This is a genomic window from Gilliamella sp. B2838, from assembly GCF_026536185.1.
GTDB lineage: Bacteria > Pseudomonadota > Gammaproteobacteria > Enterobacterales > Orbaceae > Gilliamella.
Window position 1 is genome coordinate 64,540 of record NZ_JAFNOO010000007.1, and the last position, 15,454, is coordinate 79,993.

General features: G+C 34.2%; 14 protein-coding genes. 1 reads left to right on the forward strand and 13 read right to left on the reverse strand.

Features of this window, described 5'->3' with window-relative positions; translation table 11 throughout:
• Positions 1-96: 96 nt before the first annotated feature.
• The 6 genes from J3U63_RS08735 to accD form a co-directional block, all read right to left on the reverse strand.
• Entirely contained in the window at positions 97-2,796 is a 2,700-nt protein-coding gene (locus tag J3U63_RS08735) for an inverse autotransporter beta domain-containing protein (RefSeq protein WP_267347539.1), read from the reverse strand.
• Positions 2,797-3,250: 454 nt separating this feature from the next.
• On the reverse strand, positions 3,251-4,777 hold the full coding sequence (purF, locus tag J3U63_RS08740) for an amidophosphoribosyltransferase (RefSeq protein WP_267343990.1): 1,527 nt from the start codon (positions 4,775-4,777) through the stop codon (positions 3,251-3,253).
• 18 nt (positions 4,778-4,795) lie between these two features.
• Positions 4,796-5,281, reverse strand: a complete 486-nt coding sequence (locus J3U63_RS08745) for a CvpA family protein (RefSeq protein WP_065634277.1) — start codon at positions 5,279-5,281, stop codon at positions 4,796-4,798.
• Positions 5,282-5,337: 56 nt separating this feature from the next.
• Complete coding sequence (locus tag J3U63_RS08750) at positions 5,338-5,931, reverse strand: SPOR domain-containing protein (RefSeq protein ID WP_267343991.1); 594 nt, start codon at positions 5,929-5,931, stop codon at positions 5,338-5,340.
• Positions 5,932-5,935: 4 nt separating this feature from the next.
• Positions 5,936-7,207 (reverse strand): bifunctional tetrahydrofolate synthase/dihydrofolate synthase, encoded by a 1,272-nt coding sequence (gene folC / locus J3U63_RS08755; RefSeq protein ID WP_416381306.1) that lies wholly within the window; start codon positions 7,205-7,207, stop codon positions 5,936-5,938.
• Positions 7,208-7,213: 6 nt separating this feature from the next.
• Positions 7,214-8,104: an acetyl-CoA carboxylase, carboxyltransferase subunit beta gene (gene accD / locus J3U63_RS08760; RefSeq protein ID WP_065634214.1), complete on the reverse strand. Its 891-nt coding sequence runs from the start codon at positions 8,102-8,104 to the stop codon at positions 7,214-7,216.
• A gap of 311 nt (positions 8,105-8,415) precedes the next feature.
• On the opposite strand from accD, the gene tmaR reads away from it, so the two are divergent.
• Positions 8,416-8,736, forward strand: a complete 321-nt coding sequence (gene tmaR, locus J3U63_RS08765; RefSeq protein WP_065634215.1) for a PTS system regulator TmaR — start codon at positions 8,416-8,418, stop codon at positions 8,734-8,736.
• Positions 8,737-8,786: 50 nt separating this feature from the next.
• Here tmaR and yciH read toward each other — a convergent pair whose 3' ends face one another.
• From yciH to tmk, 7 genes are all read right to left on the reverse strand, one after another.
• On the reverse strand, positions 8,787-9,107 hold the full coding sequence (gene yciH, locus J3U63_RS08770; protein ID WP_267371296.1) for a stress response translation initiation inhibitor YciH: 321 nt from the start codon (positions 9,105-9,107) through the stop codon (positions 8,787-8,789).
• 7 nt (positions 9,108-9,114) lie between these two features.
• Positions 9,115-9,819, reverse strand: a complete 705-nt coding sequence (gene pyrF / locus J3U63_RS08775) for an orotidine-5'-phosphate decarboxylase (RefSeq protein WP_065634217.1) — start codon at positions 9,817-9,819, stop codon at positions 9,115-9,117.
• A 34-nt stretch (positions 9,820-9,853) separates the two neighbouring features.
• Positions 9,854-11,029, reverse strand: a complete 1,176-nt coding sequence (locus J3U63_RS08780; protein ID WP_267333627.1) for a GDSL-type esterase/lipase family protein — start codon at positions 11,027-11,029, stop codon at positions 9,854-9,856.
• Complete coding sequence (locus tag J3U63_RS08785; protein ID WP_267347533.1) at positions 11,022-12,281, reverse strand: DUF459 domain-containing protein; 1,260 nt, start codon at positions 12,279-12,281, stop codon at positions 11,022-11,024. Before J3U63_RS08785 ends, J3U63_RS08780 begins: the two co-directional genes overlap by 8 nt.
• A 69-nt stretch (positions 12,282-12,350) precedes the next feature.
• On the reverse strand, positions 12,351-13,751 hold the full coding sequence (locus J3U63_RS08790; protein ID WP_267371297.1) for an MBOAT family O-acyltransferase: 1,401 nt from the start codon (positions 13,749-13,751) through the stop codon (positions 12,351-12,353).
• 63 nt (positions 13,752-13,814) lie between these two features.
• A complete protein-coding gene (gene holB / locus J3U63_RS08795) occupies positions 13,815-14,801 on the reverse strand; it encodes a DNA polymerase III subunit delta' (RefSeq protein ID WP_267343995.1) in 987 nt (328 codons plus the stop codon).
• Positions 14,802-14,808: 7 nt separating this feature from the next.
• Positions 14,809-15,441 carry a dTMP kinase gene (tmk, locus tag J3U63_RS08800; protein ID WP_065634222.1) on the reverse strand — a complete coding sequence of 211 codons (633 nt, stop codon included), beginning with the start codon at positions 15,439-15,441 and terminating at the stop codon, positions 14,809-14,811.
• Positions 15,442-15,454: the final 13 nt, after the last annotated feature.

Genomic DNA, 15,454 nt, shown 5'->3' on the forward strand with positions numbered 1-15,454 from the left:
TCTAAATTAACATGTTGTATTTATATAAATACACCACTTTGGTTGGTGTTCCCAGTAATAGGCTGCCGATTAACTTCGACAACCTAAAATCTATTATTAATTAACAACGACTTGCAATTTAAACCCTTGATCCCCAGCACAAGCTAATGGCGATGCATTAAGTGTTGCTAAATTCAAATAAGTCGGCGCTCCTTCACTCTTTTCAATACTCATTCCAGAAGACGCATAACTTTGTGTTCTTAAACTTCTTAATGTGTAATGAGCATCAACACCCATAGCGACATTAAACCAAGGTCCATTAGGGTTCTTCACAAAATCTGGTAATGCACTTGTTGCCTTACTACCAGGACATGCAAGCTCATTTGAACCCACTAATGACCAAATTATAAATGGATTTTTAATTTCATGCGCTTCATCTTCGTAACCCATAGGATAAGCTTTTACATAATATTCAGAATCAACTTTCCACTCATTTGGACCGCTTGGATCAAATTGAAGAAGATGACCTTCGCTTCTTGCTACTAATACACCATCACTACGATAAACTTTTACTATTCCTGCTTTACCGCCAGAGAAATCTACGATCGCTTTATTGAACGATGTCCCAAACTGATCAATTGTGATAGAAAACTCAACAACACCTTCAATGTTAGAAGCAACATCTAAAAGATAACTATCACCTATGACCTCTGTACCTGCTGCTGTTGCTGACTTGGAAGAAGCTTTTTGTCCCATTTTTACTTTTTCAAACCCTTTAACAATAATACAAGGTTCTTGTGTCGGACAAGAGTTAACATTACCAGAAACACCATTAATTAAACTAATTTTTTTACCATTACTAGTCGCTGTCCAGCCTTTTAATACTGCATCAAAAGTTTCTGGAATACGATTCATTAAATCATCATCACTAAAACCTATTACATCTTGTGCAGAGGTAATTGAACCATTAATAACCTTTGGTTTAACTAACGTTGCTAATACGGTTATTGCACTTTGCCCATCTGCTGGATTCATTGCTAAAGCAGTTTTATTCCCACCTTTATCTACAGCCCAAACTCCAATTTTGCGCATTGAAGGATTAGGCAAAACTTCGAAAGTAACAGAGTTAGATGTCGCCGATTTACCTTTACCATCAGTCACTGTAACAGATAAAGTATATTTACCATTAGTACTGATTGGGTGACGCTGACCGTTTGCATCAACATAATTCGGCGCGACAATCTTCCAATTATTTGTATCAGCAGGAGGCGTCATCCAACTAGAAGCTGTACATATTCCAACAGTAGAGCATAGAAAGCCGCCTCCAGCATCAATTTCCATCATGTCACCAGACCATGAAAGGCTATTTAAACCTTTAGCATTATGTACACCAATAGTAACGCCGTAAGACTCACCTTCAAGTAACTGAAGTGCTTCAAGTCCTAGATCGACGCTCATTTTTTTATCTTTATATTCAAGTACAATATAGTTATTACGATCGACAAGATCATAACGGCTACCTTTAACTGAACGAGCAGCCTGAACCATATCAGGATCCAACTGATCTTTTAAAGGTGTACCAATACGATAGTTCATCGTCAATTCAGCTTTAGTTGCCTTTTTATTATCTTGTCCACGCTTATGTTCAGCTTTGATCGTAAAAAGCGGAACTGGCGTATAATCAATACTAGCCGTGATTGCTCTTGGGTCTTTTTGCAAATTATCTTTTCCAAACAATGCGACTTTATCACCATAGTATTGTTCATACATTAAAGAACCACCAAGATGTGGATATTGAGGTAAATAGCCTTGGAAACGGATATCAAATCCTCTAGCTGCACGTTCTAAATAATCATCAAAGTCTTTAGATTCTTTCCAATCTGATAATGGATGATAATAGTTAACAGCAAACTTCATGTAATCGGTCCAAGCTTCAGCACCTACCCCTAAACGGTTATGAGATCGTTGAAAATCATGGTCGAAAAATACGTTATAACCCAATAACCACTTTTTATCTGCTACATCCCAACGTTGACCTATACCAAAGTTACCAATACGCCGATTATGTTCATATTCTTGAAACGAAAGTTGAGTAAATATCAACGTATCTTCTGTATCCAACCAAGGGCTAAACAATTTAAGATTGACGTTATTAAACGTACCTTTATCGCTTAAATCGAATTGCAATTGCGCAGTACCAAAACGACCTAAAAAGTCTTGTGCTGCACTTTTGATTGGATCAACAACTTGGTTTCTAACACCACCGCGGACATAATCCTCAGCATAATCTTTAGCTTTACTCTTTATATGACCTGACAAACCGCCATTATCTGGAGAGGTTATCTGTTTCCAATCTTGACTTGCTAAAGTTTGAATTGTTGATGCAACTTGGCTGGCTAAAGCACTTCTATCCACTTTAGGATCATATGTATCATCGGATCCTAATTTAGGCAGATTAGCATATTTATTTTGGCTATCAGGATCCACTTTCTTTATTGCTGGTAATAATGGCGAATTTTCAGGAAGAACCAATCGTTCGCCAATCTCAACCACATCTTTCTTGTCATAACGACCAGCGTTCATTGCTCTTAATTCAGCAATAGATATACTACTTAGTAAAGCAATTTGATATAAGCTGCGTTGTTGGTTATTCACCATTTCACGAACTTTAGTACCATCTTTTAACTCAATTATCTTATTGCTATCAACAGCAGTTACTGGGCTAGAAGTGTTACTACCCGTAGCCCATGTTGTTTGACAACCTAGAGCTATAACAATTAGTGCAGAGATAACTTTTAAATTAAGATTGTTTCTCATCTTAATTATTCCTTATATTTCACCGGCAACATTGCTACAAAGTAACAAGTTATTTTTATTCTAAATAAGCATAGTTATAATTAAACCTTGTACACTTACAGTTCAAATTTATTGTTTTTCTATACTTAAATTTATTTAAAGATTGTGGATTTTTTTACAAAACCTCTTATTGGGTAGGATCATATTACAAAACTGTCATTTATCAAAATGATTTTATAATTTTTTTTTGATTTTTTTTTGTAAAAATATTAAATATTGTTTTTTTTCAAGTAATTAATATTATTTAATTATTAAAAGGCTCTTTTACATAAAATTATAATTAATTGATTTATATGAATATTATTTTTATGACTTTTTTGTTATTGAAAAAAATCGAGAGGGAATAATAGAAAATAAATAAAAAAAACAGACAAATTAGCAAAAATTTATCTGTTTTTGAGATGTCTTCAACTGATCAATTATACGATTGATCTTCATTATAAATTTCTAAATTTTCCGATTCCTTTTGGCAAAACACTTTTTTATCATCGTTGCGTTTTTTTTCTAAAAGTGACAAATAAGTATCATTTATACCTTGAGTAATATACTTGCCATCAAAGACCGAACATTCAAAATGAGTAATGTTAGGATTTAATTCTCGTATCGCAGCAATTAAATCATCAAGGTTTTGGAAAATAAGTTTATCTGCACCAATATCTTTAGCGATTTGATCAACGTTACGATTATAAGCAATAAGTTCTCTGGCAACAGGCATATCGATGCCATAAACATTAGGGTGTCTTATTTCTGGTGCAGCCGAAGCCAAATACACTTTTTTAGCACCACAAGAGCGTACCATTTGAAGTATCTTTTCTGACGTAGTGCCTCGTACAATTGAATCATCTACCAGAAGAACATTTTTTCCTTCAAATTCTATACGATTGGCGTTGAGCTTTCTTCTTACTGAAAGTTTACGTGCACTTTGCCCTGGCATAATAAATGTACGACCAATATAACGATTTTTAACAAATCCTTGTCGATAAGGTTTATTTAAAATGCGTGCAATTTCGAGCGCAGCATCACATGAGGTTTCAGGAATGGGAATAACGACATCAATATCGATATCTTTCCATTCTCTCGCTATTTTTTGACCTAACTTTTGCCCCATTAAAATGCGAGATTGATAAACAGATACCCCATTCATTAGCGAATCAGGTCGGGCAAAATAGACATATTCAAAAATACATGGATAATATTGGGGGTTATCTGCACATTGTTGTGCATAAAATTGGCCATCTTGGGTAATGTAAATAGCTTCCCCTGGTTCAACATCACGCATCAATTCAAAATCAAGAATATCTAATGCAACGCTTTCTGACGCAACCATATATTCAGTTTTACCATTATCAAGTACGCGTTTTCCTATCACTAAAGGACGAATACCATATGGATCACGAAAAGCAACAAGTCCATGTCCAATAATCATAGCAACACAGGCATAAGCACCCTGAATAATATTATGTACTTGATGAACAGCCTGAAAGATATTATCAGCCGTTAACGGGTAAGTTGGAAATTTATCCAGTTCATTAGCTAAAATATTTAATAAGACTTCTGAATCCGAATTAGTATTGATATGGCGGCGTGCAAGTTCAAATACTTTATGGCGTAATTGGTCGGTATTAGTCAAATTTCCATTGTGCGCAAGCGCAATACCGTAAGGTGAATTAACATAAAAGGGTTGAGCTTCGGATGGACTAGAACTACCTGCTGTAGGGTAACGAATATGACCTATACCCAGTTTGCCTTGAAGTCGTTGCATATGATGTTCTTGAAAAACATCTTTAACCAAACCATTAGCCTTACGTAGACGAAAGCGATTTTGTTCATCAATAGTAACGATTCCGGCCGCATCTTGCCCTCGATGTTGTAACACCGTTAGAGCATCATAAATTGATTGATTAACTGTACTACATCCTACAATACCAACTACACCACACATATAACAATTACCTCAAATCTAATGCGCTAAAAAAGAAGACGAATTTTGGATATAATCAAAAAACCAACGAATAATAAAATGAAAATGTGGAATAAGCTGAGACTGAGTCCAATATTGAGATTGTGATAAAGGAGTAAAAGTATCAATAAAGAAAAGTACTGCAGCAACGACTAAAATACCACGTAACACACCAAAACAAATTCCTAAAACGCGGTCTGTACCTGATAACCCCGTTTTTTGAACCAACTGACCAATAATATAAGACACTATAGTACAAACTAATAATGTAGCAATAAACAAAATAGCAATAGCAACCGCAATTTTAACCACATCACTATCAAAATAGGTCAAATACTGGGTAATATGAGAATAAAATCGGCTAGCAATAAAAAAAGCAAGTATCCAACTGATAAGGGATAACGCTTCTCGAACAAAACCTCGAACAATGCTAATTAATGCAGAAAAAACAATGACCCCAATAATCGTAAAATCAACCCAATTCATCATCATAATCACTCACAATCTTATGTTAAGAATTTATTTTATTATAGTTACTGTATTTAGTTAGCCACTATAATACCTTTAAGTTTTGTCAAAGTATCTAGATCAACAATAACTTGTTCTGCTTGTTCTCTTTTAGCGTAAGGCCCAATCTGCAATTTAATAAGCTGGTTGGGTTCAGGATTTTTGGGAATTAGCCTAACGTTATAGTTATTTAATCGTAATAAAGCTACAAGCTCTTCTATTTTTTGTCTATTTTTTAACGCAGTAAGTTGAATCATGTAAGGTTTAGTTTCTTGACTTGATACAACTGACTTATTATTTACTGATGAAACACTATCATCATTTGTTGAAATATTATTTGAAGATAATGTATTTGAATTTTGGTCATCTTCCGGAATATAAGGAATATCAGCAACCTCATTATTTGGATTACCAAGTTGGCTTCCAGATTCAGTTGGTGATGTCATAACTTGATTTTGCTGGTTAACAATTTCAGGTTGTAAAATAGGCGTTGAAGAAATGGGTAAATTGGATTTATCGGTTAAAATCGATGGCGCTACTGCTGCTAAAATTAACAATAAAGTAGCAAAACCGACCCATCGATTTCGAACCCTATTTGGAGTGCTATTATTATTTTTTTTATTTTCCATAAAATTAATCATCAATTTCAGCTAAGACTGCAGATACCGTATGAAAAGATCCACATACCACAATAATATCATTTTTTAGAGCATCTTGAAGTGCTGCTCGGTAAGCATCACAAACATGATCAAATGTTAAAACGTTTTGGGCATTATTCTCGACTAAATATTGTTTTAATACATCACAACCACATCCTCGATCGCCATAAAGTGATGCACAATACCAAGCATCTCCATTTAATAACGACAATGTACCTTTGATATCCTTATCTTTCAACATGCCAATTACAAACATGACTCGACCAATATCCTTATTTTCGGTTTTTAAAGAATTTAACTGATTAGCTAAATAATGAGCTGCATGAGGATTATGTGCAACGTCTAAAATAACAAGTGGATGAGTTTTTACAATTTGAAATCGTCCCGTTAGGCTTGCTTTACCTAATCCTTCATTTATTTGTTGCTCAGCAATCTTAAATGATGAATAATTTAGGGCTGCAATAGCAGTGGCTGCATTTGCTAACGGCACATGAGGAGTCACTAAAGATGAATATTGATATTTGTCAGAATAAAATTCCCAAACATTTTTATCTTTTTGCTCATAAGACCAATTTTGGTTTACCGCATATAAAGGACAATCGACAGTATTTGCCACATCAAAAATTGATTGAGGAATGTCTGGCTCCCCAACAATAGCAATACTTTTAGGCTTAAATATACCTGCTTTTTCTCGACCAATGCTTTCACGAGTATTACCTAAATAATCGACATGATCTATAGCTATCGAAGTAATAATAGCCACATCAGCATCAACAATATTAGTCGCATCAAAACGCCCACCTAACCCGACTTCTAAAATAACAACATCTAAATTGGCTTGCTTAAATTGATATAAAGCCGCAAGTGTTGCAAATTCAAAATAAGTCAGTGATATATCACCTCGAGCATTTTCAATTTCAATAAATGCATTTATTGTTTCTGCCTCGGTCGATTCTTGATTATTGATTCGTACGCGTTCAGTAAAACGTAAAAGGTGAGGAGAACTATACACACCTACTTGCATATCTGCTGCAAGCAATATCATTTCAAGTGTTTTACACGTTGTGCCTTTACCATTTGTTCCTGCAACAGTAAATACATAAGGAGCTGGTTGTAATAAGTTAAGCCTTTGAGCAACGGCTCTAACACGATCTAACCCCAAATCAATGGTCAATGGGTGTAGTTGCTCTAAATAACTAAGCCATGATTGTAAATCAGACTTAGCATTAGGTTTCGTATTTTGTATGCTCACTTAATTTGTCTCATTATTGGTGACATCATAAAAAGGGCTTGGTAATTTCATTAATTTAGCTAATAAACTGGCAATTTTAGAGCGCATGTCTTTACGATGAATGATCATATCTAACGCGCCTTTTTCAAGTAAAAATTCGCTACGCTGAAAACCTTCAGGTAAGGTTTCACGTACAGTTTGCTGAATGACTCTGGGACCAGCAAAGCCAATTAATGCCTTAGGTTCAGCAATATTAATATCACCTAGCATAGCTAAACTTGCTGATACGCCGCCCATAGTAGGATCGGTCATCACCGAAATATAAGGTAAACCTTCATCTTGCATTTTAGCTAAAATTGCACTTGTTTTTGCCATTTGCATGAGTGAAAAAAGTGCTTCTTGCATGCGAGCACCACCACTAGTTGAAAAACAAATTAATGGGCATTTATCAGCAATGGCTTGTTCTGCTGCACGTGTAAATAAAGCTCCTACAACAGAAGACATTGACCCACCAATAAAAGCAAATTCAAAACAAGCTACCACAACAGGAATCCCCAATAAAGTGCCTTTCATTACAACCATAGCTTCTTTTTCGTGCGTTTCTTTTTGAGCCGCTAATAAGCGATCTTTATACTTTTTAGTATCTTTAAATTTTAGAATATCTTTAGGCGCTAATTCAGATCCAATTTCAACATCAGAACCTTCATCTAAAAACCGATATAATCTTACACGTGCAGGAATATGCATATGATGATCGCATTTAGGACATACCTCTAAGTTACGATCTAATTCAGCTTGATAAATAATTTGCTCACAGTTACTACATTTGGTCCAAACACCACCAGGAATATTCGCTTTTTTATGATCTGACGATATATTATTTTTACTTAGAATTTTCTCAATCCAGCTCATTATGATTCTCTCATTTGATACGCTTTTAGAAATATCGGGGTATTGTATAATATTTTGGAATAATTCTTAATAGTTGTTTTAACTTTTATCTTTTTAATCAATTTTTTTCGAAAATTATCTGCATTTAAATATAAAAATAATCAAAATAAAAGCTATAAAAAATAAATATATCTATCACAGCATAATGACGAAATAAAATCACCATACCATCGTAACAACATTAAAAATATAATTAATATGATCTTGAAAAATTATTAGTATATAATTGCCTTTAATATATTTTTCCATTTTTTTGAAATAAGGGGTTACAGATGGACAAGGAAAAAGCAAGCGCACCATCGTTTCAAGATGTTTTAGAGTACATTCGTCTATCACGTCGATTAAATAAATTAAAACGTGAAATAGCAGACAACGAGAAAAAGATTCGTGACAACCAAAAACGCGTTCTATTACTTGAAAACTTAAGTGAATATATTAAGCCTGATATGACATACGAAGAGCTTCAAGCGATTATTGCTAACATGAAAAGTGACTATGATGATCGTGTTGATGATTATATTATCAAAAATGCTGAAATTTCTAAAGAACGCCGTGATATTAGCAAAAAAATGCGAACATATCGCTCAAATTAATTGCAATTAAATAACTCCCACAATGGGAGTTATTTTTTTAGCTAATAACGTTAACCACCTGCTAGTTTTACCTTAAAACCTTTTTCTTCTAACAATGTTTTCAGTAAATCTCGTTTATCACCTTGAATCTCGATGGTTTCATCTTTGATAGACCCGCCACAACCACAGCGTTTTTTAAGTTCTGCTGCTAACTTTGATAATTGGCCATCATCCAAATCAAAACCCGAAATCACACAAACACCCTTGCCTTTACGCCCCGAAGTTTGCCGTTGAATACGAATAATACCATCACCTTTATCACGAGATAATTGTGTCTCTTTCGGTTTTATTCGACCTTTATCGGTTGAATATACAACTAGATTATCAGACATGCTTTGCTTAGCTCTTAGTTAAATCAAGTGTAGTTAAAATGGACTGTAATGCCTTAGCAGGATCTTCAGCTTGAGTAATTGGTCGACCAATGACAAGATAATCAGCACCCGCAGCTTGAGCTCGTTGAGGCGTCATGATACGACGTTGATCATCTGGCGTCGAACCGGCTGGACGAATACCTGGAGTAACTAATTTAAAATCACTGCCAAGCCGAGTTCTAAAACTTTGAACTTCTTTCGCCGAACATACGACGCCATCAAGGCCACAATTCTTAGCTAGTATAGCTAATTTTGTCGCCTGTTCTAAAGGTGAAACATGAATACCAATTTCTTGAAGATCAGAAGACTCCATACTCGTCAATACTGTCACTGCAATTAATATTGGTGCTTGTTTACCATAAGGATAAAGTGCATCTTTTGCTGCTTGCATCATGCGAGCACCACCACTTGCGTGTACATTAGTCATCCAAACCCCTAAATCGGCAGCGGCAGAGACGGCTTTAGCTACCGTATTTGGAATATCATGAAATTTAAGATCTAAAAAAATATCAAAGCCTTTATTCATAATTTGTTTAATAAATTCAGGCCCGGCATGGGTAAATAACTCTTTGCCAATTTTAAGACGGCAATCTTTTGGATCAACACGATCAATAAAATTCCATGCTGATTTAACATCAGCAAAATCAACAGCAACAATAATTGGAGATGACATAACTTAGTTATTCCTTTTTAGTCTTAAATTTTGTCTATTTTTTTTGTACAAAGTCATTCAAATCAGCATAAAACATTCGAGCACTCTCTTTATAACCTTGTAATGTTTGATGAACTAAATCTGCACGAGCCAGTCCCCGCTGTCGCCACTCTTTAACTGCAAATTTACCCCCCATTGCCAGTTGCCAATCCCAAAATAATGTCTTTTCGGATTTAGCGACTTGTCTTTGAATATTTTTAATTGTTGAAAAAGATTTCGGGGTATCTTTTTCATTCGCCATGGTATCTGGAGGTGACATTAATAAAATCGTTGCATCAGGCAAAGATTTACGAATTTGTCTTATACTATTCACTAAATTTTTGCGATAAGCAGTAGGATCTAACGTTTCATCAAAACTCTCATTTGTCCCATATTCAAGAATCACTAAATCAGTTTTTGATAAAGCTAATTCTTTAAACCAATTAGGGCTCCATTTTTGCCATATGGTTTGCTTAGCGCCATTAGTGGCTATAGCCGATACAACTACGCCAGGTTGTTGATAACGCGTTAACCATATTCCACCGAGTTCAACATCATTTTGCCCTTTTATCATTAAAGGCATTTTCGACACAATAGAAGCCGTTTGCCACACATTCGCTTGAGGCACATAATTAAAATTAATCTTTTTATTATTAACATCATAAATTCCAAATACATTAGGCGTATTTTTTGATGTTTTAAAAGTGAATTTTACTTGCCAATCTTTATTGGCTAATGATTTTGGTGAAATTTGTATTACAGCAGAATCCTTCAACGGTTTGGCAATAAACCCCCCCATAGGAAAATCTAAATTGCTTAGTGTTCTACTACTTAATACATCCCAATTTTTATTTTTCCAGGTAACCGCTGCATGGCTTTGTCCTTTAATTGCAACAGGCGTTATCCAGCCAATACCCGCATCACCATATTTGCCTTGCATTAACGTTCTAAATTCACCAGTGAAAAAATCTGCTGCGGTATGCGAATCACCAAATTGGGTTATATTAACAACATCATCGCTATTTCTGTTCGCTGCTAACGATTTTAACCGTGTTGCAAATTGTTTAGCGTTGGGATCGCCAAAATCAATAATCCCCGATACAGTTGTTGTGGTCGTACTTTCTGCTACACTACATCCAACAGTGAATGTCACCGCAATAATAGCTAGAATATACTTTAAAAACTTAATCACTATGGGTACCCTCTAATTCTTTAAAAATTATTTTTTCCATAATGGCCTTTGCCAGAATTTTTTGGCCAGTTGGTGTAAAATGAACCCCATCATCCACCCTTACTTTTATTTTTTCATTATTTGTTTCAATAAAACTATTGAATTTTTCGTATGTACAACCAAGTAACTCATTGGTTGTTAAAAAATGCTGTTGCGTTTTGTCAATCTCAGATTTATATAATGTATTAAGGTAAACCATGCCATCATTTAATTTAGGTTTACGCATACATGGTGCAGCTAGCCAAAGCACTTGTATATGATGTTCACGAGCATTACTCAAAATATTGGCTATACGTAAACGGTATTGTTCTTCCCATAATTCAGATTTGAATTTCGCGTATTTAGCGTATCCTTTAACGGGAAAATCCCAAGGGTCATTAGGCCCTAAAAAAACCACAAGCAGCTTTATTGTAGGATCGTCGGCTAGTGTATCACTAATAGTTTTTGGCCAATCAAAAGCATTGGGATAAGCAAGTCCGGTGCTTTGTTTACTCAAATCTATACTTTCTATTTTATACTGTTTGAATAACATTTTTTTAACATATGGTGCAACACCTTGCATTAATGAGTCACCCGCAAAAAAAACCTTATCATTTTCAGTTAAAACAATTGGCAACGGTTGATGAATCAACGGGACATCATGTATTTGAACTTTTGGTAATTCATCTTTTTCTTTTGCTGGTAATAACGTTGGCGCTTTGTTAGATTTTTCAAGTGGTTTTTTAATACTACTTTCAACCTGTTTATTTTTATCTGATAATGATTTATCTTTTGGTAAGATTTCATCTTTAATCTTATCTTTACTTAATCGTTTAATCGCATCAGGTTGAATAATTATAGGTTTAACAGGATGGCTTTGCTCTATTGGATTTACATTTTTATCAACTTGTGGTTCATGTTTACTATCTTTTGTTATAGTTGAATCTTGGGTTTGAGCTATAGCATCTTCACTCGATTCTTCACCTTGTTCTTCTGGAAAAGAGTCTTGTATTAAAGTATTAGAATGAAATAGATCAGAATGGTAAGTTTGCTGCCAATAAATCAGTATTGATTTATAATAAAGCACCATTAAAGCTATTCCAGTTACAAACAATAAAATAAAAATATATCTTGCTGATAAACAAGTATTGATATTTACCGCAACATCTCTCTTTTTATAAGACTTATTAGCTACTTCTTTTTTATTGATCGTATTATGACGTCGCCGTTTCACATTCGATCTGTTTTTTTTCTTATTTTTAGAAAACGATTTCTTATATAGCATAATGAATTAACATCATAATTAAAAGTTAGCATAAATAAAGTTTGGCACACCTGATGGTGCAATATATATAGTAACCCACAATATCAAAATAAAAATAAAAGGCAAATACCATGGTTTTATTTTACCTAATTGCAAAGTAAACCAATCAGGAATATTTTTAAACAATGGATAAGTAAAAAATATAATACATATAAATAAAAAAGCACCAATATAATTGGGTTCAATAAAGAAGTTATGTGTTAATGCAGTTAAATAATCGATGGCATCAGGCAAACTTTCACTATTAAAAAATAGCCATGTAAAGCAGACATAATGCCAAGTAATTAACCTTGCTATTATTGGTGAACGTGCAGTTATCCAATTTCGACCGAAATAACGATCACCAATATTAAGGGCAATAATACCTATGCCATGACACGCACCCCAAATGATAAAGTTAATGCCTGCTCCATGCCATAACCCAGATAATAACATCGCTAACAAGACATTTATTTGTGTGCGAATAAATCCTTTTCGACTACCACCTAGTGGTATATAAATATAATCACGAATCCAATGCGATAAACTGATGTGCCAACGTTCCCAAAATTCACGTAAATTCAGAGCTAAATAAGGAAAGTTGAAATTGATTGGTAAACGAAAACCTAATAATAAAGCTATTGCTGTCACTAAATCAGTATAACCAGAAAAATTCAAATAGATTTGCATTGCATAACCATAAAGACCCACTAACAAATCAATAACATTAAATTCCAATGGATTAGCAAAAATTGGTTTTACCCAGTTTTCACTAACTAAACCACCTAAACAATACACTTTAATCACGGCTAAAATTATTAAAGTAAAAGCTCGAAACGGTTGTAATATTTCACGAGGTTGACTCACCGCAATTTGAGGCAGGAAATCTTTAGCACGATTAATTGGACCGGCAATAATACTAGGAAAAAAAGACAAAAACAGAGCAAAATCCCAAAATTTAGCTACAGGTAACGCTTTTTTTTGCACCGATACTAAGTAACTTACAGAATGAAAAGTATAAAATGAAATTCCGATTGGAATCAGTACGGTGATAACGGGTAATAAAATAGGTAAATGGCAAAAATTCAGTAATGCTTGTAATTCATATCGGAAAAAATCAAAATATTTAAATAAAGCTAAATTAATTATCGATACACACAAAGCCAAAATTAGCCATCGCTTTGCATGACGTTGTGATGAGGCAATAGCAAGTGAAAATAGATAAATAATGCAGGTGTAAACAAGCAAAATTAGCGCGAACAGCCAACTATAACTAGCAACAATCAAATAGCTTGCTATTAATAGTAATTTATTTTGTAAATTAGGTGAAAAACAGCATCCCCAATACAAAGCAAAGAAAGCAATAAAAAGTAGGCCAAATTCAATAGATAAATAACTCACAGTTATCCTTTTAACTTAAACATACATCAAACTAAAATGTAGTTACAAAATATAATTAGCTTATCATTGACTAATTAATTCCGATTGAGCAAGCACATTATAAACCATTAATTCTTTATTCAAACCTGTAACCGATAATAATAATATTCTTGCCTGCAACCATAAATCATAAAGAGCTAGAATTTTTTCATTATCCATTCTCGCCAATAACCTTACCAATGGCACCTGATCGCGATTAATAATAAAACGTCCCGCTTTTTGCTGTGCTTTTAAAGCATCACTTAACAAACTTGAAAACCAGATTATATATTCAATCACTTGCTCATTATTAAGTGTTTTGGCCAATTGCCAATAATCATTTTGTGGTAAAACGTTTAATAACTGCTCACAAAAAAGTTTTCGTTGTTGCCATTTTTCAGGCGCTAATAACGCTTCAGCTGTTATTGGTGCATTTTCGCTCAATAACAATGCACAGGCAAGTTCATTATCATTATACGGCTGAATGTGTTGTTTTTTTAACCACAAAACAGATTGTTCTAATTCAGGAACAGGTAAAAAATAACGAAAACACCGACTATGTATAGTCGGTAATAAATGACTATTATGCTCACTACTTAAAATAAAATAAGTATTTTCAGGGGGTTCTTCTAGCGTTTTTAATAATGCATTTGCTGCGGCCTCTGTCATTAATGCCGCATTCTCAATCCAAATAACTTTATTACCACCCTGTTGCGATTTTTCATAAATTTTAGTGGTAAGCGTTCGTATTTGATCGATACCGATGGATTGCTTACCTTGCTCATTAGTGACTATATAAAAATCAGGATGATGCTGCGATAAAAATAATCGACAACTGTGACAGTTTAAACATGGTTCTAACTGATGTGACGATTGACACAACAAACGATTAGCAAGCAAACTAACAAACTTATCTTCGCCACTGCCTTGTACATAATTGATTAACCAAGCATGATGAGCTCGCTGATGTAAAATACTATCAGCTAATTGTTGATAAGGTAAAGAAAGCCAAGGATAATCATTAAAAATCATATATATATCAAACCTGTGTTGACAACCATTGAGTTAATACTGTTTCAATCTGTTTAGTCACTACTTCAATTGATTGTGAAGCATCAATTGTTACAATAGTATTATCTTGTGCCGCAAGTGTTAAATAACGCTCGCGTATTCTATCAAAAAAAGATAAAGACTGTTGTTCAATCCGATCGAGTTCACCTCTCGATCTTGCTCGTAATAAACCAATTTTAGGTTCAATATCCAAATATAGCGTCAAATCCGGTTTAAAATTGCCAAGCACCTGATCTTTTAATGTTTTAATAAAAACATCATCTAATTGACGACCACCACCTTGATAGGCTTGCGTCGACAAATCATGTCGATCACCTATCACCCAATTCCCCAATTTAAGTGCAGGCTTAATCACATTTTCAATAAGTTGAATGCGTGCAGCATATAACATCAATAATTCGGCTTTATCTGTCAAAGGTTCATTATCTAAACCATTTTTAATAATATTACGTAGTGCTTCTGCAATTGGCGTTCCACCAGGTTCACGAGTAAATTGAATATCGCCAACGTTATGCTGACTTAAAATATGAGCAACAGTATCAATTGCAGTGGTTTTACCAGCCCCTTCCAGTCCCTCGATGACAATAAATTTACCTGTCATATTCATTTCCTAC